Source organism: Ruminococcus sp. AF20-12LB, assembly GCF_003478985.1.
GTDB lineage: Bacteria > Bacillota > Clostridia > Lachnospirales > Lachnospiraceae > Blautia_A.
In genome coordinates this window covers 265,720-284,473 of the sequence record NZ_QUGH01000004.1, presented here as the reverse complement: position 1 = coordinate 284,473, position 18,754 = coordinate 265,720, and the positions used below count along the sequence as shown (strand labels likewise).

Below are 18,754 nucleotides of genomic sequence, written 5' to 3'. Positions count from 1 at the left end.
ATTGAATGGCAATCAATAATACACTAAAAGATATTCGTGAAGAACGTAATCTCATTCAAGCAGATTTGGCTGAAGCCATAGGTTCCTGTAGCCAAACTATAGGCCATATCGAACGTGGAGAACGTAATCCATCTCTTGAGATTACAATCCGGCTGGCACATTACCTGAAAGTGCCTGTAGAAGATATTTTTCAGGTTGAAGACTAAAGCACAACAGCCAGAAAACCGAGGAATAAAATCCCCGGTTTTCCTTTTGCTCCAAAATCAGTGTAATCCTTTTACAAAGTCCGTTGCATTTTTCATATCTTCCTCATTCGGATGGCCTTTAGCAATACCTCCAACCAGTTTAAATGGTCCGAATGTGTCATACCCTTTACAGCCAAATTTTCCAACTACACTGGCATGTTTTTTATCCAAAATCTGCTCTATGGATTTATAATTCGCACTTCCACCATAAGTACAGATCAGAAATATCTTTTTGTCGTCCGGTAGATTCTTCTCTGCAAATTCCAATATCGACTGATGAAACTTTGAAAAATAGATTCCTGATGCAAACCCAATCATATCATAACTGCTCAGATCTGCATCTGGCTGTTTCACAGCATCCATCAAATCCACCTGACATTCTTCTGCGATCCTCTTTACTAATTTTTCTGTATTTCCATGATGCACAGATGCGTATACTATCGCTGTTCTCATTTTTCTTCCTTTCTGTCTGCTCCGTCAATCAGGTCATAGCTCATATCCAAAAAGTCCAATGTCTTCGCTTCACTGACTGAACCATCCAGTAAAATCGTGATCCAGTGCTGTTTATTCATATGGTATCCTGGTAAAAATCCATAAGTCTGAATAATCATGCTGGTCATTTCTGGATCGCACTTTACGTCCATGATGTCAACCAGATCATTTCCCTCTAATCCCAGTTTCGATTTTTCAACCGTCATGATCACTGCATACCATTTTCCATTTTTATGTCGGAGTATTGCACTGTCCGGTAGTTTACTCCATAAATATTCCGGAACTGTGCCATACTGTTTCTGCACATATTCAAAAATTTCTTCTTTGTTCACAATCTATTCAACTCCTGATTCTTCTGATATCCTGCTCATAATCATACCACATTTTCGTATCCCGTACTACCTGCCAAATTCTTTTGCATTTTCCCGGTTCTCCTGACTTTAACTAATAGAGGGGTAAAACAGCAAGGACAGGAAGTGAGGATACACTTCCGGGAAATCCCAATTTAGGGAACCCTGCCCTAAATTGAAAAAACGCTGAAAGCAACGATACTACTGTCCTCTCAGAAAGGAGAACCCGCCAATGGCTGAAAGAAAGAGAAACAAAGAAAGCCATTTCTATGTAACCGAAGAAGAACGAAAGTTAATCCGCAGGAAGATGATAGAATCAAAGACAAAAAACATGAGAGCTTATCTGCGCAAAATGGCAATCGACGGTTACATCGTCAACACAGATACCACTCCACTTAAGAAACAGTATGAGGAAATGCACAAGATTGGTGTAAATATCAATCAGATTGCAAAAAAGGTAAATACCACCGGAGATCTATATCCGGAAGAAATGCAAGAATTGAAAGAGATGGTAAAAGAAATATGGCATATCTTAAAATCTTCCCCATTAAAGTAACAGACAAGAAAGCTCTAGACTATATTACAAATCCAGATAAGACAGATGAAAAACTGTTAGTTTCCAGTTTTGGCTGTTCCCCGGAAACTGCAGATCTTGAATTTTCTATGACAAGAGAAATGGCAAAAAAGAATGGAATGGACAAGGGCGATAACCTGGCATTTCATCTGATCCAGTCATTTAAGCCTGGAGAAGTTGATGCCGAAAATGCCCATCGCTTAGGGCAGCAATTTGCTGACGAAGTACTGAAAGGAAAATATGAATATGTGATCAGTACCCATGTTGACAAAAATCATATCCATAACCACATCATCTTCAACGCTGCAAGCTTTGTTGATCATCACAAGTATGTTTCCAATAAGCGGAGCTACCATAAAATCTGCCGGATCAGTAATCGCATTTGCCATGAAAACGGACTTGCCACCAGTATGCCAACCGGAGAAAAAGGTAAAAGCTATAAAGAGAATATGGAATATCATCGTGGCACCAGTTGGAAAGCCAAGCTACGTGTTGCAGTTGATAAGGCAATCTGGACTTCCATCAACTATGAGGAATTTCTATAAAAAATGCAGTTAGCCGGATATGAAATCCGGCAGGGAAAGCACCTGTCATTCCGTGCACCGGAACAGCAGAACTTCACTTATATGAAATCTCTCGGAAGCTATTATTCCGAAGAAAATGTTCGCATCCGTCTAGCTAAAAATCGTAGCAAAGTAAAAACTCCAAGACATCTGTCCAGAGAAGCTCGCTTGTATATCAATATCTCCACTTATGTCACAACTGGAAATCGAGAGGGATTTGAACGATGGGCAAAGCTCAATAATCTAAAAGAGGCAGCCCGCACCTTCAACTATCTTTCCGAAAATAACTTGCCGAATTATGACGATTTCAGGCAGCATGTATCTGACATTGAAGCTTCTGTGAAAGTTGCCGACCAAAGAATAGCACAAATCAACAGTGAGCTGAGCACGCAGAAAATCATTCAGAAACACTGCGATTCTTACCGGCTTTGTCGAAAAGTGATTGAGGATTGCAAATCTGCTAAAAATCCAAAAGATTACCGTACCAAGCATCAGGCAGAATACCAGCTCCACGATTCACTAAGAAAAGAGCTTCAGGATCTCGGCGTTACCAAAATCCCAAGCTCTGACAAAATCCAGAAGCAAATTGAAAATCTTGAATCTGAACAGGCTGCTACCGTCCGGGAAAAACAGGAATTACAGAAAAAGCAAAAGACACTTGATATCATTCGGCAGAACTTCACATCACTGCTTAATGCTCCAGAGATGCAAGTTCCCGTATCAGGAAAAGAGCTAGCTCTTTAAAAAGAAGAGGTACCTACTTAACGGTGCCTCTTCCCGGATTTCCTCCATATCCGCCTGATAGGGGGAGCCCTCTGCATTGATCCGCTTGGCGATCTGATTGATATTCCGTCAGATGGCGGAAAGCTCCGCGGTGAACGCTTTGATATCCGCCGTATCGGTGTAAATGATATATCCGTCAATCGCCATCTTGCAGAGGTAGGCACCATAGCACCTTGTGGGGAGCTGTGCCATCTTCTCGTCAATGAGCCGTTTTTCTTCCTCCGTGATATAAAATTTCATTTGAACGCTCCGCTTCCGGTTTGCCATGCTCCGCCTCCGTTTCTCATAAGGGTCTGGGATATCCCAGCAAGCATTTTTCATTTTCGGGCAAGGGACCTGAAAATCCGAAAAATCGCAAGCGGGTACTCGCTTGCTGTGCTTGCTATCGAAACCCTATCTTTGTTTTTCCCTCTGTTAATACTACAATTTGGAACGGAGATTTTGGCTGTTCGGAAAAGATATATCGTATAAATTGACAAAGAAAACGCCAGAGAAAAAATCCCTAGCGTTCATGATGTTATTGCTTATGTGCCATCTTCCGATAATCTATCGGCAAAATTCCTGTGCTTTTACGGAACAGCTCCGCAAACCGGCTGGATGTAGAATATCCAATCATTTCCGCAATTTGTCCCATCGTAAAATCCGTATCTATCAACAAGTGTTCAGCTTGGCTCATGCGACGCTGTTGAACATATTCCGTGATCGTGCAGCCTTGTAATTGCTTGAAAGATGATTTCAACTTGGTTGTTCCCATGCATGCAATCTTGGCAAGTCGTTCCAGCGGAACGTCAAAAGCATAATGGTCGTTCAAATAAGCAATCACATTTTCCAGTTGTGCTATATCCTGATCAGTTAGCTGTTTTTCCTTGCGAGTGAGAAGCTTTTTCTGTTCTTCCACCACAAGAGAAACCGCCTCGGCAACCTTAGCTTCATAAAATAAACCTGCAGCAATACCATCTCCTCGATAGAGTTTTACTTCATGGAGCAACTTTGCCATGGCTGGAAAATCCGTTGTCTGATCCACCTTCTTGAATGCAGCAAGAGGATTTATATAATCACTCGGATACTGCTTTTTCAGATAGCCCTCATAATATGCAGGCATGACCTCAATACCGATGGAATAAATGGGAATCTTCTTGTGGATCAATGCCTTATAGGGCTTGTCACCTCCGATAAAAGTCTTGATACATCCGGCAGAAAGACGCCGATATGGATTCAGTTCTTCGCCGGAGATTGATTCGTATTGAGTGATACTCAAACATTCCGGCAAATTAAATTCCATGAAAAAATCATCGTGGAAATAGAAGTCGTGAATCTTAATATCATACAGGTCTTTTTTTGCATAGACCCAATAGAAGCCTTCTCCAAACTCATGAGAAAGCCTCCAACATTGTCCAGCAGAATTAAAGCTGTTGTTGTCATCTGCTGGAATAAAATGATTATCTGTTAAAAGCGGTTCATAGTAGTCCGCAATAATGCTATTGTCCAAATAACGGCCTCCTTTGAAACGATTGGACGAACCTTTGCAATGAAAGGACGAACATCTCCCTGAATTATTGCATAATCTTCGTCCTGTGAGTATTATAGGAGCGTAGTTAGCAGTAACTAATCATACTATAACAGATTCGGGGCGAAAGGTCAATCGCTCCTGAAACAAGGAGGAAAATTTTATGAGCAATCAAGAAACTGTGAGAAAAGGATTGTCCGTCAAGAACTTGGTAACGACAGGAATCTTTACGGCGCTGCTGTTCGTTTTCACGATGGTGGGCGGTGTTTTCTTTGCAACAAACCCGGTACTTACGTTCTATATGCCGGCAGGCAGCGCCCTGCTCTGCGGGCCAATCTACTTATTGATGGCCGCTAAAGTGCAAAAACGCTGGAGCCTGACGATCATGGGGGTTCTGATTGGCATTGTTTGGTTTGTGACGGGTATGCATTGGGCTTTTGCTCTTGGGTATATGCTTATGGGTATCATCGCTGATTTTGTCGCTGGTGCAGGACAGTACAAAAGCAAAAAATTCAATATCATTTCCTACATCCTGTTCTCCCTCGGTGGAACAGGCTCGTATCTCGTGTTCTTTGCAGACCCGGATGGATGGGCGCAAACAATGTTAGGAAACGGGACGGAACAGGGCTACATTGATACCATGCAGGCAACGGCAAATACCGGGATTCTGATTGCAATGTTCGCAGCTGTGCTTGTGGCGGCCACAATCAGTGCCATAGTAGGAAGCCGGATGTTAATAAAGCAGTTTGAAAAAGCAGGTATTACAGCATGATGGGTGAAAACCGTAAGAAAGGGTTCTGGCTCGATCCACGGGCCAAACTCTTTCTTATTCTGATGTGTGTACTGGCGTCCATGGTTGCTCCGTCACTCGGATATCAATTTATACTTGTACTTCTGATTGCATTATTAGGAGTATTGTTCGGAAAGTGGAAGTATGCTGTAAACGCAGTGTGCTTCTATGCTGTTATCTGTGTTTTGACGGTGTGGATCATGACAGAGATGACTGGCACGTTGCGGACAATGTTTGTGGCGTTTCTCGGTCTGTTCCATAAGGTTTATGCCTGTGGTATGTTGGCCGGAATTGTCTTGTCAACAACGAAAGTCAGCGAATTTTTATCAGCAATGAACCGGATTCATGCACCCAAAAAGCTGGTTATCCCGCTGGCGGTCATGCTGCGCTACATTCCAACTATTCAGGAGGATTGGCGCTTTATCAAAGACGCTATGCGTATGCGGGATGTTTCCCCAACGCCAGCCGGGTTTCTTAAAAATCCGGGAATGACAATCGAGTGTATTTATGTACCGCTGATGATGGCAGCTTCAAAAGCGGCAAACGAACTTTCCATCGCTTCTATTACTCGTGGCATTGAGAACCCCAGTCCCCGCACTTGCCTTGTTCAGATAAAATGTGGGGCTGCGGACTGGATCGGAATGAGCGTTGCTGTTGCCTTTTTTGCACTCGAATTGTGTTTGCAGGGAGGTGTGATTGGTTGATTGAATTTGAAAATGTGTCTTTTTCATATCAGGGACAGGAACATAATGGCCTGCATGAAATCAATCTGAAAATCTCAGACGGCGAATGTGTCCTGTTCTGCGGACGCAGCGGATGTGGGAAAACGACAATTACAAGGCTGGTAAATGGTCTGATTCCGCAGTTTTATCAGGGTGAGTTACAAGGCCGCATATTGGTAGACGGGCAGAAAATCAGCAATCTACCTATGTATCAGATCGCGTCAAAGGTCGGTTCGGTTTTTCAGAATCCCCGGACGCAGTTTTTTAACGTGGATACTGACAGCGAGATTTCTTTTGGAATCGAAAATGAGGCACTGCCTCCGAAAGAGCTGGCAGAGCGTGTAGATCAGACAACGGATGATCTGAATATTCAAAATCTGCGGAACCGCAATATTTTTGAGTTGTCTGGAGGGGAAAAGCAAAAAATTGCATTTGCGTCAGTCTATGCAATGAACCCGGAAATCTATCTGCTTGATGAACCTTCCTCTAATCTGGACATGACTTCGATCCAGGAATTAGCGGGACATCTGCGACTGATAAAGGCGCAGGGCAAAACCGTTCTGATTGCCGAACACCGTCTATATTACCTGATGGATATTGCAGACCGCATTGTGTATCTGGATAACGGCAGGATTACAAATATTTTCACGCCGGAGGAATTGCGGCGGTTGCCTCAGGATATGCGAGAACGAATGGGATTTCGGGCAGTGGATTTGCAGGAGGTTCTTCCATTGACATGTCAGCCTGCATCTGGAAAGGAAATGCTGAAGCTATGTGATGTGGCGCTGCATTATAAGGAACGGTCGATTTTACATAATATCAATATTTCTGCTACAAAGGGTGAAGTGATCGGAGTGGTCGGTCACAACGGAGCCGGAAAGACTACATTTTCCCGTGCCATCTGCGGGCTTCACAAAGACTGCGAGGGACAATTCCTGTGGGAAGGTAAGCCGATGGATCGTAAGGCAAGGCTGAAACGTTCCTATATGGTTATGCAGGATGTAAATTATGAACTTTTTGCTGACAGTGTGGAAGCAGAGTGTTCCTTTGGTATCCGCAATCCAGATCAAACGCTGATAAATGCGACTTTGGAGGAACTGGGGCTTGCCCCATACCGGGAACGCCATCCAAACACACTTTCCGGCGGTCAAAAACAACGGGTGGCGGTAGCCGTCAGTATGATTTGTGGGAAAGACCTGCTGGTATTCGATGAACCGACCAGCGGCCTTGACTTTGACAGTATGACACAGGTGGCAGGACTGATCCGCAGGTTGTCCAATATGGGAAAGGTTATTTTCATTGTTACCCATGATTTTGAGTTTGTCTGCCGTACCTGCTCCCGTGTCCTGCATTTTGACGAGGGCGAAATGCCCGATGATGTACAAGTTACAATGGATGCCCTCCCGAAATTGAGAGAGCTGTTCTCTGTTTCAGATGGAAAGGAGAGGTAGTCTATGAAGCAGAAAAAGGAAAACAGAGTGGCTTTGCTGCTCCACTGGGCCGGTGAGCAGAAAATTTGGCTGTTTCTGGCGATTTTTCTATCGGCGGTCAGTGGTCTCTGCATTATCGTCCCTTACATTGGGATTTACAGGCTGATGGATGCCACATTTAACAATGCCTGCACAAAAGAACTTGTGGTACAGACTGTGGCAATGATTGCCGCCGCTGTCACCCTGCGTTTTGCATTATTCGGCTGTTCCGGCGTGGCAGCCCATAAAGGCGCATACGGCGCACTGTTCAAAGTGCGCTGCATGGTTGTTGAACACATAGCCAGAGCGCCTTTGGGGGCCTTGAATGAACGGCGCACCGGGGATATTAAAACGGTTCTGAATGAAGATATTGAAAAGCTGGAGTTGTTCCTGGCCCATAACCTTCCTGACCTTGTGTGCTATCTGGTTGGGCCGGTAGTCATCTTTATTTACCTGATGACCGTCAATATTCCTCTGGCATTGATTTCCCTGGTTCCGCTGATCCTTGCTGTTGTTGTAATGGGGATGATGTTCCGCAACACGGATGACCTGATGGAACGGGCTAATCGCTCCATTACCACACTGAACTCGGTTATGATTGAGTACATCAGCGGTATGAAATTGATTAAAGCCTATAACATGGGGAGCAAATCGTTTCAAAAGTTTTCAGACGCTATCCAGGAAGAAAACGCCATGTGGAATGAAACTTCCCGGCGCATGGGGCCACCTTATGCGGCCTTTGTTGTTATCATCGAATGTGGGATGTTGCTGATGGTTCCAATCGGCGGAATGTTTTTCCTCAAAGGCTCACTGGCGGCCAGCGCATTTTTGCTGTTCGTCTATGTAGGTTCCATGTATCTGACGGAAATCCGCCCCCTGCAAGAACTGGGGACTAATTTTGCCAATGTACTGAACGCTATTACCAAGACCAAAGAAATCCTGGATATTCCGATTTATGAGGGTGGAACGGACTTTCCCCAAAATCGCGATATTGAACTTCGCAATGTTCGATTTTCCTATGACGGCAAGACCGATGTACTGCAAGGTGTCAACCTCAAAATCAATGACGGGGAACGCGTGGCTCTTGTGGGACAGTCTGGTGCCGGTAAAAGCACTGTGATTGAACTGATCTCCCGCTTCTATGATGTGCAGGAGGGCGAAGTGCTGATTGGCGGAAAAAATGTCAAGGAGCTTGACTACGATACCATTCTGAAAAATGTAGCCATCGTATTTCAAAAGACATTCCTGACCCGTAACAGCGTTTTAGAAAATATCCGAATGGGCAGCAACGCCACTCTGGAAGAAGTGCGGGCTGCTGCAAAAGAGGCGCAGATTGACGATTTTATCATGTCCTTGCCAGATGGATATGACACGAAAGTGGGCAGCTTTGGCTCTCGCTTCTCCGGCGGTGAAAAACAGCGGATTGCCATTGCCCGCGCTATCCTGAAGAACGCCCCCATTTTGATTTTAGACGAAGCCACAAGCGCCTCTGACCCGGAAAATCAGATGGAGATTGACAAAGCCATTCAAAATCTCTGCAAGGGAAAGATCGTCATTGTGGTAGCCCATCGTTTGAGCGCGTTGAAGATGTGCGAGCGTGTAGCAGTGGTTGAAAATCACACAATTACCTGTGTCGGAACCCATGAGGAAGTCCGAAAGAACAATGCTTACTATCGGAAGGCGTGGGAGGACTACGAAACAGCTCGGAATATTACTTATCAGTTGGAGGGAGGCGAGCAGCATGAGTAAGCATGATGTATTGAAAAAGAACCGTAATTTTTATATTGGCGTTGGCGGGACTGTTCTGGAAGGGCTTCTCTCCGGCAGCTTGTTCATGCTTCTTTACTCTGTCATGCAATTTCTGTGGTCATGGCAATTTGACATGAACCGGGCATTGATATTGACTGGTGTAATTGCGGTCATTTTCCTGCTTCGTATTCTGATTTACAGCTATGGTTATACCAAAGCGCAGATTGGCGGCGCAGAGGTCAGCAAAAACATCAGACTTTTTATGGGCGACCATTTAAAGCGTATCCCGCTATCCCGGTTTACCCAGGGACAGACCGGCGATTATATCAATACCATCACAAGCGATGTAAACAACTATGAAAAAATCCTGACCCATAAGATCGGTGATCTGGCAAAGAGTTTTGCACTGTCGCTCATGCTGATTATTTTTGTGATGACCATTTATGTGCCTGCCGGAATTATCCTGCTGATTGCCGACCTGCTTTTGATCCCTGGACTGTGGCTTTCTTTCCGTATGGTTCGGAAGTATGGTAAAGAAAAGAATGATATTTGTGCGGAGAATATCAGCAGCATTGTGGAGTATGTGTCTGGTATTCAAACTTTCCGGACCTATGGCGTAGGTGGTTTGAAGAATAAAACCGTTATCAATGCCATGCGGGAGTTCTGCCGGATCAGCTTTGTGTACGAAGCAAAGGTACTGCCTATCGGTGCTGGATTTGGCATTTTAAGCTGGCTGTCCTGCCCACTGGTTATTTGGACAGCGTATGCGCCCTGGGCCACAGGGACACTGAACACGGTAGACTATCTTTTGATCTGTATGCTGCCTTTGTTCTGTGCAAAGCTGGCAAACTCTATTTTTGTAGACCTCACCAGCTATAAAAACCTGATGATTTCCAAAAACAAAATCCTGGGTGTTATGGACGAGCCGGAAGAAACAGGCAGTATGGAGACATTCCAAACAGCTACACATGAGATTCGGTTTGAAGATGTGGATTTCTCCTATGTCCCCAGAGAGCCTGTTTTGAAACACGCTTCCTTTACGGTTCCCGATCAGAAGTTGACCGCCATTGTCGGGGATTCTGGAAGCGGAAAGTCTACAATCTTGAATTTGATTGCAAAATACTATGAAGCTGGCGGTGGTACAATTTCCATTGGCGGTAAGCCGATAGATCATGTGGCAGCAGAGCGGGTACTGGAACAAATCTCTATGGTGGATCAGAATGTATTTCTGTTTGATGATACCATCCGTGAAAATATCCGTCATGCCCGTCCTGACGCTACGGACGCTGAAATAGAGGTGGCTTGCCGGGAGGCGAACTGCGACGGATTTATTCGTAAGATGGAAAAAGGGTATGACACGCCAACCGGCGAAAATGGCAATCTGCTTTCAGGTGGTGAGCGACAGAGAATTTCGATTGCCCGCGCTATCCTGAAAAACAGTCCTATCCTGCTGCTGGATGAAGCAACGGCGTCTCTTGATATTGAAAATGAGCTGGCTGTAAAGCAGGCAATCGCTAATCTTCTGAAAGAGAAAAAGACCGTAGTTATGATTGCTCACACATTGTCCATCGTGAAAAATGCAGATCAGATACTTGTTGTGGCGGACGGCAGAATTGCAGAATCTGGCACACATGACGAGCTTTTGACGAAAGGCGGGAAATATGCTGCCATGTGGAATGCAGAGCAAAAAATTTCCGCATGAACTTGTGATTACTGGTAATGATTGGGAAACGGCGAAGCAGGATGCTTGCCGGATAGAACATGCAATCAGTGATACAGCTTTTCAGAAGTTGAAGAAAAAAGTACAGGGAACCGAATAGCGCACGTCGGCCCTGCACTGCATAATGAATTATCTGCCCCCGAACGGGGAAAGAAAAAAACCGTTGGTCTGGGCAGATAATTTCGTGTGCCCACTTTGGGAATACCATGCTTACCGGCGGTTTTGAGGAGACTGTGAGAAAAAGTCTGTAAATAAGATTCTTCTATGATAATAAAGGGTGAAAAGTTCTTTCATAGAGCTTTTTGCCCTTGTTTTATATATAACAGTTGCAAATCTGCATGTCAAGAGCAGGCGGATATTCCGCCCGTCTTAACATGTCTCAAAACGGATTATTCTGGTAATCGTCCCTCGTACATAATACTCAGTTCCCCGTAAACTTGTGCCCAATTCCGGATGGTTGTCGTCCATTTTTTTGTTGCCTCAAATGTGGCCAGATACAGGGCTTTCAGAAGCGCGGTGTCACTTGGAAATACGCTTCTCTGGCGGTTCAGCTTACGGTAGGTTGAATTCAGCGATTCGATCGCATTGGTCGTATAAATGACCTTTCTGACGGTGGCTGAAAATTTGAAGATCGGGGAGATCGCATCCCAGTTATCTTTCCAGCGTTTCATGGAATTCGGATATTTGGGAGTCCATTTTTCTGTTACCCGATCCAGAGCAGACAGTGCTTTCTTTTCATCTGCAGCCTGATAGATGGTCTTCAGGTCTGTTGCGAAAGCTTTTCGTTCCTTATCAGGGACATATTTCAAAGTGTTCCTTACCTGGTGCACGATACAACGCTGATACTCTGTTTTGGGAAAGGCGGCAGCAATAGCTTCTTTGATTCCTGTCAGACCATCAGCGCAGATGATCAATACATCTTTTACACCGCGGTTCTTTAGCTCATTCATAACAGAAAGCCAGTATTTGGCACTTTCATTATCTCCAACATTAATAGTCAGGACTTCTTTCTTTCCTTCGGTGTTGATACCCAGAATGACGTAAGCTGCAAGCTTACGGATCACTCCATTATCCCGCACAGAATAATGGATCGCATCAATATACAGGATCGGATATACCTCATCTAATGGCCGGTTCTGCCAGTCCTCAATCTGTGGGAGGATCTTGTCTGTAACATCAGAAATGAAACTTTCAGATGTTTCAAATCCATAAATATCTTCGATAGTTTCTGAGATCTGTCGTGTAGTCATACCTTTTGCATACATAGAGATGATCTTTTGATCGATATCAGAAATGTCTTTCTGGCGCTTTTTCACTACCTGTGGCTCAAAAGTTGATTTACGATCCTGCGGCGCTTCGATTTCCATAGAACCATAACGGCTATTGACCTGTTTGCGTTTATAGCCATTTCTATAGTCATCATTATCAGAACGTTCTGATTTTTCATAGCCGAGATGATCATCCATTTCCGCTTCCATCATCTCCTTAATGGTGCCGCCTAAAAGATCTTTCAGGGCGTCCTGGATATCTTCTGCGGACTGAATATCATACTCTTCAAGAAGCTGGTGGATAATGTTTCTTTTTCCTTCTGTCATTTGTACTCGATGTACAGGTTTCGTTTGTCTTGCCATAATAAAAGGCCCTCCTAATGATATTTATTTTATCATAGAAGAACCTTTTAAACACTATTTTACAGAAAAAGTTTCATACTCTCAAAATTTCTTTTACATAGCTTAATTGCGGTCTATTTAGCTTGTTTCTTGACTACTCAGGAAAAATATTTCTACCCTCGCCCCACCTGTATTTTCAGAACTTGAAAGTTTAATCCCTCCGCCATATTTTTCAGCCACAGTTTTTGCAAAAAATAGCCCAATCCCATAATGGGCTTCTCCATTTCTACTTGTGTCATCCATAAAAAACTGCTCTGTGCCATGCAATAATGCTTCTTTTGTAAATCCTGATCCACTATCCTCCACAATGAATGTCAGCCGACCATCATGCTCCTTTGCACCAATATAAATGATTCCATTTTCTTTTGTATGCTCCACTGCATTCTGGATCACATTCATTACTGCCCGAAACATTGGATCATAGACAATCATTACCTTTTTATCACTTTGCTTTGCCTTCCAATCTATTTTCTGGTGATAGATTTCTGCCAGCCCAAGTGCCTGCTCCTTTATATCTGTAAAAAAATCTTCTAACATCACCGTTGTATAGGTAACATCACTGCAATTCCATGATTTTGTGACATCTATCAACTGCTGGACATAACTTTGTATCTGTGTTGTACCGTTTAAAACATAGGTAATATTATTTTTCTGTTCCGTGGTCAGTTCAGTCTCTGAAAGTAGTTCTGCATTTCCCCTTACAATCGTAAGAGGTGTTTTAATATCATGCGCCAAAGCAGACATCTGCTGGTTCTTTTCCTGCTCTGTTTTCCATTGCTTTTCTAAGGATTCCCGCAATGCATCTCGCATATCATCGATTGCCGATAAACAATCATCAAACTCTTTGATACCGGAACCAGATGTCTCATAATCCAGGTTCTGATTCTTTATTTGATCGATGGCATCTAACACAGGCTGCATCTGCTTTTTGATTCTTTTTCCAAAACGTATGGACGGAATGATGATAATCGCTACCGCTCCAATCACAGCCATAATACTCATCACATTCTGTGGTCCTATAAAATGCTCCCTCAAAAAAGCTGAATGATATTGAGGTGTCAGGCGATATTGCAATACAACATATTCATTTTCCCTTACAATTACTTTATAAAAATATTTCCCGGATGCGTTTCCGTACTTTGCAACATTCCATGCTATCTGTTCGTATTGTTCTGGAAGATTTCCACCTATTTCCTCTCCCTTCTCTGAAAAAATGACATAATTACAAAGTGCAGGAATCATCTCAGCAGTCACTTTATCTGCATGCAAAATCGTATCATATGCTTCATTAATCTTTTGCTCTGCATAATTTGCCGGATAAATACAGCCCACACTAATCAAAAGGTACAGCAGCAGATAAGCAACAATCACCAAACCAACTAATGATCCAAGCATGACCAGTACATATCTCATAAAAATCCTGCTGAGTGCATTGCTTCTCTTTACTCTTCCCATTTATATCCAATCCCCCAGACTGTTTTTATCGGTATATAATCATAATCCGCAAATTTTGCTCTTATATTTTTGATATGCGTGATTATAGTACTGTCATTACTCTCATTGTCAAAGCCAAAGACCGCTTCCAATATCTGTTCCTTCGAGAAAACCTGTCCTCTGTTTTTAGCCAGAAATTCACAGATTTCGTACTCTGTTTTCGTAAACGGAAGTTCTTTATCATCCATCAACAGTTTCTTTTGAGATATTTGAATGCAGACTCTCCCCAAAACCATCCGGACAGAATGTTCCCTGTGCTCTCTTCTAAGATGTGCATTGATCCTTGCCCGAAGTTCCATCACTCCAAATGGCTTTGAAATATAATCATCTGCTCCCAACGAAAGCCCATTCACCAGACTGTTTTCCTCTGTTTTTGCCGTAAGAAACAAAATCGGACAATCCACAAGTGTCCTGATTTTTTTGCATAACTCGAAGCCATCAATTCCAGGCATCATAATGTCAAGTAAAATCAGGTCATAACGATGTAATTCTTCCATATTAAGTTTCAGTGGATTACTTACTTTGGTAACCAGATGTCCATCCTTATTCAAAATGCTTTCTATCATTTCCAGAATTGCCGGTTCATCATCAACTGCCAGTATTTTTGCCATAGTTTCCCTCGATTCTATTCCGATATTCTGTTTCCTTCCCAGTGGTTTACCCACCAAAAATAGTATACCATACTAATCCCTGTAAATATTAAACAACCTGGTATGAATGACAACCATTCACCTACACTAGTTTCTTCCAATACAGATTGCAGATAAGTATATGGTACTCTACCCGTCCAGCAGACAAATACATATTTCCACACATAATCTCCAAGTCCGGTAAGCATCAATGCACTAATTAGTCCTGATATAATCCCTGCTCCAATGGATACCCCTTTTCCAAACTGAAAAGCCAGAATCAGCTGCCACAGATAAAGTGGAACACTGCTTCCCCACAGCAGCAATGCTGCAAATATACATCCTTTCATGATTTCGATATCGCTTGATGCGATTCTTCCAAATCCAATTCCGAATATGATTGCTGTCAATAGGATAGAGCACAGACACAAAACCAGTAGCATCAACATTTTCGATAAAAATGCTGCAGGTTTATCCGGTAAAGACAACAGATTTTGAAAATCACCTGCATTTTGTTCCTGTTCCATCACACTTGCTGTAAAAATTCCAATAAGTACCGGAAGTCCTGCTCCTATTGCCTGATAAAATGCAATCACTTTCATATTTTCATTCCATGGTGAAAAAAAGTAATATATTAAAAATATAACGCTGGTTATAATCGGAATCAGTAAGTGTGCCAGAATCACAGATGTTCCTTTCATCTTTCGCAAGTCTGCATTAAGAGATCTTCCAATCATCTTATTTCACCTCTCTTCTCTCAAACCATTTCAAAAACAGAACCGTTACAAAAACAAACCAGATGATTGAGAGACACATTCCCGGAACAATGACTCCCGTATCCAAAAGAGGATTCCCTGCTTCTGCGGCAAGTCCATTTGGTAAAACATGAAGCAACGGGCACATCATTCGCATAGGGATTGCAGAAACAAGTACATACCAGATTCTGGTTTGTGATATTACCACACCGCTAACGGTAATAAACAGGCAGACGAACAGGTTTACAATCATTCCAAATCGTTCACTTAAAAATAAAGCTACCGGAATCTCCCATAACTCAGAAACCGTCAGAAACAATACTGCAATCAACGCTCCTCCAACTGGAACATATGTCGTTAGAAGAAAGCCTCCAAGCGTTGCTCCTGCAAACACAATCACATTAGAAAACAAAATCATGTACCCAATATAAATAATTTTCCCCAGCAACAATTTTCTTCTGTCTGTGGGAATAGTCATTAAATGATAGTATTTTATCTTTTTCTCCTGCGCCACAGAAAGATAACAAAATAGAGCAATCATCCCCGGCAGCAAAAGTGTATACCACCAGTTCCAAACACTTTCTGCATAAGCATTTGTCATCCCAAGAGTAAATATAAATGCCATGACAAATGTAAGAAGAGGAAATCCCCAGATAAACTTTTTTCGCATGGTTCTTTTGGCTTTTTGATGTTCTGCTTTTATAATATTAACCATGGATTTCACCTGCTTTCTGGTTTTTTCTTACCACATTCATAAACAAATCTTCAAGATTATCTCCCTGCTTTAATGCTCCTTCGTATCCTAAGATTCCACCTGAAATAATCCCGACTTTATCTGCAAGTAACTGTACCTCTGAGAGAATATGACTGGAGAGAATTACAGTGATTCCCTGTTCCGGAAAAGACCGGATCAGCTCTCGTAATTCCTCGATGCCTATTGGATCTAATCCATTCGTAGGTTCATCCAATATCAAAAGTTCCGGTTCTCCAAGCAATGCCATTGCAATGCCTAGTCTTTGCTTCATCCCCAAAGAAAACTGTCCTGCTTTCTTCTTTCCGGTGTTTGTAAGTGATACAATCTGCAAGACCTCATCAATTCTGTTTTCATCTGTATCAAGCAATAATTGTCTTACCTTCAAATTCTCTCTGGCGGAAAGATTTTCATAAATAGGCGGATTTTCAATTAACGCTCCTATTTTTGATAAATCTTTCCTATCCAAAAGTTTTCCATCAAAGTAAATCTTTCCTGCAGTTGGTTTCATCATACCGGTCAACATTTTCAATGTGGTAGATTTTCCCGCACCATTCGGTCCAAGCAGTCCATAAATCTGTCCCTTTTCGATATTAAGCGAAACATTATTTACCGCTTTCTGTTTTCTAAAATATTTACATAGATTTTGTGTCTGCAACATCATTTCCATCTTTACTATCCTTCCTTCTGTATTTCATTTCTTACTGAAATATAATCTATCAGGGAAAAATAAAGATTTGATGAAGATTTATTCCCGTATGGAATAAACCATCAATTGAATATCATTATCAGAACTCGGCTTTCCATTAAAATCAGCAAAGCTGTTACAAATACGAAGTCCTAATTTACCGAATATCTCCGTGATTTCATCCAAACTATATAACCTTATAGGATTCCCTTCTGCTATTTCAAGCTTATAAAGTGCTTCTCCATACATATAGTCTACCTGCCCATATATCAGCGTTTTTCTTTCCTTCTCCCATTCAAAAGCAGATAATGTAAGTCCCTTTTCTCCTGCATCCCATAACTTGCAAGGGAAATGTGTTTGGGCATAGCTTCCATTCATGATATCCATAAAGTGCTTTCCACCTTTTTCCAGGTATCATAATCTGCCATAAGAGTACTTTTCTCCGGAGATCTCTGAGCTGTTACCATAACGATATTATCAAATTCATAGCGGTATAACTGACCTGCGACCTTTAATACATCCATCCAGCTTTTATCTGTTCTTGTGATGTTACCTATCTCAGAGTCATATATCGCCTTGACCTTCATATCAACACTCATATCCTAATCCTCCTACTTAAACATTTCTGCAAATAACCCTTTAAAGAGCTTTAACTCCTCCTTGTCCAGCTCGACTGCTAACTCATTGTCAATTGCCTGCTTTTCGCATTTATCCTTTTTCTTTGCTATCTTACGCACCACACGAAGAAGTACATAACACTCCTTGGACTTTGCGATACTCTGCTTGAAAGTAAGCTCGTCCTCATCCAAAGACGTCTGTGATAAACTTCTCTATATCCGGCATGTCATTCACATTCAGATATCCACAATAATTCGGTGCTGCAACAGATAAATTCACTGTCACATCACCAAAAGGCTCTTCCTGTCCGTCCTCATTGCACATAAGTCCGATATACATTGACTTGTTATTCATATACTGCTGGATATCCAGTGTCACCAGTGTATCTCCTGTATAACTTGAGTTGTAAGTCACCTGTCTGTTTTCATTCTCCATGTTCCAGCCTCCCTTCTATAATCCAAATGCCTTGCTTGTAAGTGTCTGTGCACCTTTCACGCTTCCGACAGTCATCGCTATTGTGAATGTCATCTCACACAGATAAATAAGTGTCTGTGCCCAGTCTGCATAGCTTCCTGTAAATGATGGCAGTCCTGCATTAATAAATGCGTTACATACCACGATTGCCAGAGCCATTGTTACTGCTTCAAACACACACGACAGGAAATACTTGCAGTAAGTTGACATTGTATGACTCACCATTCTGTTTCCTGCCATCGTAGAACATGCAATCGCTCCAAGTGGCACAATAATCAGAATCTTTAGGAATCTAAAATACACTGTGTATATGATGAAAAAGCCACAGATAATAATGATGATTGCAAGCAATGCCGTAAGAATCAGCATCACAAGGCTTTCACCGAATCCTAGTCCTTTGATTACATCAGCCTGTGTACTGTCAATAGCAAGCTGTGTTGTGGTTCCTGCCGATATTAGCCCGACCATATTGCCTATGGAAGTAAAAAATGCTTTCATGTGTTCAGACACAGGAGCATTTACCTTCGGAAAACACACATACCGGAATAGAATAACCGGTATAAAAGTGCGCCCTTAGTTCCTAAGGGGAATTTATTTACCACCTGTTGCAGTAGATATTGATTGTTAGTTTCCATCTCTTACATCTTCCATTTTAATTTCAGAAACAAAAAAATCCATGGACTTGTACGCTGGGTCATGCGCCCTCTGAGT

24 protein-coding genes and 1 pseudogene are annotated in these 18,754 nt (G+C 42.5%); 10 read left to right on the top strand and 15 right to left on the bottom strand.

Going from position 1 to position 18,754, the window contains the following annotated elements; all coding sequences use genetic code 11:
• Positions 1 to 5: 5 nt before the first annotated feature.
• Positions 6 to 206 carry a helix-turn-helix transcriptional regulator gene (locus DWX61_RS07430; RefSeq protein WP_118624541.1) on the top strand — a complete coding sequence of 67 codons (201 nt, stop codon included), beginning with the start codon at positions 6 to 8 and terminating at the stop codon, positions 204 to 206.
• Positions 207 to 263: 57 nt separating this feature from the next.
• Here DWX61_RS07430 and DWX61_RS07425 read toward each other — a convergent pair whose 3' ends face one another.
• Both DWX61_RS07425 and DWX61_RS07420 read right to left on the bottom strand, forming a co-directional pair.
• Positions 264 to 698, bottom strand: a complete 435-nt coding sequence (locus DWX61_RS07425; protein WP_118624539.1) for a flavodoxin family protein — start codon at positions 696 to 698, stop codon at positions 264 to 266.
• Positions 695 to 1,069, bottom strand: a complete 375-nt coding sequence (locus DWX61_RS07420) for an MmcQ/YjbR family DNA-binding protein (RefSeq protein WP_118050733.1) — start codon at positions 1,067 to 1,069, stop codon at positions 695 to 697. Before DWX61_RS07420 ends, DWX61_RS07425 begins: the two co-directional genes overlap by 4 nt.
• 250 nt (positions 1,070 to 1,319) lie before the next feature.
• Between DWX61_RS07420 and DWX61_RS07415 the strand changes: the two genes are divergently transcribed.
• The 3 genes from DWX61_RS07415 (at position 1,320) to DWX61_RS19220 (ending at position 2,968) form a co-directional block, all read left to right on the top strand.
• Entirely contained in the window at positions 1,320 to 1,643 is a 324-nt protein-coding gene (locus DWX61_RS07415) for a MobC family plasmid mobilization relaxosome protein (RefSeq protein WP_118624537.1), read from the top strand.
• On the top strand, positions 1,610 to 2,206 hold the full coding sequence (locus DWX61_RS19225) for a relaxase/mobilization nuclease domain-containing protein (protein ID WP_270427064.1): 597 nt from the start codon (positions 1,610 to 1,612) through the stop codon (positions 2,204 to 2,206). The genes DWX61_RS07415 and DWX61_RS19225 overlap by 34 nt, the downstream gene beginning before the upstream one ends.
• A gap of 81 nt (positions 2,207 to 2,287) precedes the next feature.
• Complete coding sequence (locus tag DWX61_RS19220; RefSeq protein ID WP_286188061.1) at positions 2,288 to 2,968, top strand: hypothetical protein; 681 nt, start codon at positions 2,288 to 2,290, stop codon at positions 2,966 to 2,968.
• Here DWX61_RS19220 and DWX61_RS07405 read toward each other — a convergent pair.
• Together DWX61_RS07405 and DWX61_RS07400 are read right to left on the bottom strand one after the other, a co-directional pair.
• Positions 2,957 to 3,274, bottom strand: a pseudogene (locus DWX61_RS07405) (plasmid mobilization protein). The gene DWX61_RS19220 and the pseudogene DWX61_RS07405 overlap by 12 nt on opposite strands.
• A 250-nt stretch (positions 3,275 to 3,524) precedes the next feature.
• A complete protein-coding gene (locus DWX61_RS07400; protein ID WP_118624535.1) occupies positions 3,525 to 4,496 on the bottom strand; it encodes a helix-turn-helix transcriptional regulator in 972 nt (323 codons plus the stop codon).
• A 181-nt stretch (positions 4,497 to 4,677) separates the two neighbouring features.
• Between DWX61_RS07400 and DWX61_RS07395 the strand changes: the two genes are divergently transcribed.
• Genes DWX61_RS07395 through DWX61_RS07370 form a run of 6 tightly spaced genes read left to right on the top strand, consistent with a single transcriptional unit; the run spans position 4,678 to position 11,064 of the window.
• Positions 4,678 to 5,286, top strand: a complete 609-nt coding sequence (locus DWX61_RS07395) for an MptD family putative ECF transporter S component (protein ID WP_118624533.1) — start codon at positions 4,678 to 4,680, stop codon at positions 5,284 to 5,286.
• Positions 5,283 to 6,008: an energy-coupling factor transporter transmembrane component T gene (locus DWX61_RS07390; RefSeq protein ID WP_118624531.1), complete on the top strand. Its 726-nt coding sequence runs from the start codon at positions 5,283 to 5,285 to the stop codon at positions 6,006 to 6,008. The genes DWX61_RS07395 and DWX61_RS07390 overlap by 4 nt, the downstream gene beginning before the upstream one ends.
• On the top strand, positions 6,005 to 7,477 hold the full coding sequence (locus tag DWX61_RS07385) for an ABC transporter ATP-binding protein (protein ID WP_118624529.1): 1,473 nt from the start codon (positions 6,005 to 6,007) through the stop codon (positions 7,475 to 7,477). Before DWX61_RS07390 ends, DWX61_RS07385 begins: the two co-directional genes overlap by 4 nt.
• A gap of 3 nt (positions 7,478 to 7,480) precedes the next feature.
• Positions 7,481 to 9,244, top strand: a complete 1,764-nt coding sequence (locus tag DWX61_RS07380; protein WP_118624527.1) for an ABC transporter ATP-binding protein — start codon at positions 7,481 to 7,483, stop codon at positions 9,242 to 9,244.
• Positions 9,237 to 10,946 (top strand): ABC transporter ATP-binding protein, encoded by a 1,710-nt coding sequence (locus DWX61_RS07375; RefSeq protein ID WP_118624525.1) that lies wholly within the window; start codon positions 9,237 to 9,239, stop codon positions 10,944 to 10,946. The genes DWX61_RS07380 and DWX61_RS07375 overlap by 8 nt, the downstream gene beginning before the upstream one ends.
• Positions 10,906 to 11,064 (top strand): iron dependent repressor, metal binding and dimerization domain protein, encoded by a 159-nt coding sequence (locus DWX61_RS07370; RefSeq protein WP_118050727.1) that lies wholly within the window; start codon positions 10,906 to 10,908, stop codon positions 11,062 to 11,064. The genes DWX61_RS07375 and DWX61_RS07370 overlap by 41 nt, the downstream gene beginning before the upstream one ends.
• A 289-nt stretch (positions 11,065 to 11,353) precedes the next feature.
• Here DWX61_RS07370 and DWX61_RS07365 read toward each other — a convergent pair whose 3' ends face one another.
• From DWX61_RS07365 to DWX61_RS07315, 11 genes are all read right to left on the bottom strand, one after another.
• On the bottom strand, positions 11,354 to 12,559 hold the full coding sequence (locus tag DWX61_RS07365; protein ID WP_502696285.1) for an IS256 family transposase: 1,206 nt from the start codon (positions 12,557 to 12,559) through the stop codon (positions 11,354 to 11,356).
• 153 nt (positions 12,560 to 12,712) lie between these two features.
• Positions 12,713 to 14,089, bottom strand: coding sequence for a sensor histidine kinase (locus DWX61_RS07360; RefSeq protein ID WP_118513277.1), 1,377 nt, complete (start codon positions 14,087 to 14,089; stop codon positions 12,713 to 12,715).
• Positions 14,077 to 14,739 (bottom strand): response regulator transcription factor, encoded by a 663-nt coding sequence (locus tag DWX61_RS07355; RefSeq protein ID WP_118513278.1) that lies wholly within the window; start codon positions 14,737 to 14,739, stop codon positions 14,077 to 14,079. The genes DWX61_RS07360 and DWX61_RS07355 overlap by 13 nt, the downstream gene beginning before the upstream one ends.
• A 14-nt stretch (positions 14,740 to 14,753) precedes the next feature.
• Positions 14,754 to 15,494 (bottom strand): lantibiotic immunity ABC transporter MutG family permease subunit, encoded by a 741-nt coding sequence (locus DWX61_RS07350; protein ID WP_118624523.1) that lies wholly within the window; start codon positions 15,492 to 15,494, stop codon positions 14,754 to 14,756.
• Between the two features lies 1 nt (position 15,495).
• Positions 15,496 to 16,227 (bottom strand): lantibiotic immunity ABC transporter MutE/EpiE family permease subunit, encoded by a 732-nt coding sequence (locus DWX61_RS07345; protein WP_118624521.1) that lies wholly within the window; start codon positions 16,225 to 16,227, stop codon positions 15,496 to 15,498.
• A complete protein-coding gene (locus DWX61_RS07340) occupies positions 16,220 to 16,933 on the bottom strand; it encodes a lantibiotic protection ABC transporter ATP-binding protein (RefSeq protein WP_118624519.1) in 714 nt (237 codons plus the stop codon). Before DWX61_RS07340 ends, DWX61_RS07345 begins: the two co-directional genes overlap by 8 nt.
• A 78-nt stretch (positions 16,934 to 17,011) precedes the next feature.
• A complete protein-coding gene (locus DWX61_RS19215; RefSeq protein ID WP_243101086.1) occupies positions 17,012 to 17,338 on the bottom strand; it encodes a hypothetical protein in 327 nt (108 codons plus the stop codon).
• Entirely contained in the window at positions 17,326 to 17,550 is a 225-nt protein-coding gene (locus DWX61_RS07330) for a hypothetical protein (RefSeq protein ID WP_243101087.1), read from the bottom strand. The genes DWX61_RS19215 and DWX61_RS07330 overlap by 13 nt, the downstream gene beginning before the upstream one ends.
• Before the next feature lie 12 nt (positions 17,551 to 17,562).
• On the bottom strand, positions 17,563 to 17,760 hold the full coding sequence (locus DWX61_RS07325; protein ID WP_243101088.1) for a hypothetical protein: 198 nt from the start codon (positions 17,758 to 17,760) through the stop codon (positions 17,563 to 17,565).
• Complete coding sequence (locus DWX61_RS07320) at positions 17,753 to 18,004, bottom strand: DUF4313 domain-containing protein (protein WP_118624517.1); 252 nt, start codon at positions 18,002 to 18,004, stop codon at positions 17,753 to 17,755. Before DWX61_RS07320 ends, DWX61_RS07325 begins: the two co-directional genes overlap by 8 nt.
• A gap of 15 nt (positions 18,005 to 18,019) precedes the next feature.
• The gene (locus DWX61_RS07315; protein ID WP_502696283.1) at positions 18,020 to 18,541 is read right to left on the bottom strand and encodes a hypothetical protein; all 522 of its coding nucleotides are present in this window, start codon (positions 18,539 to 18,541) and stop codon (positions 18,020 to 18,022) included.
• Between the last annotated feature and the right edge of the window lie 213 nt (positions 18,542 to 18,754).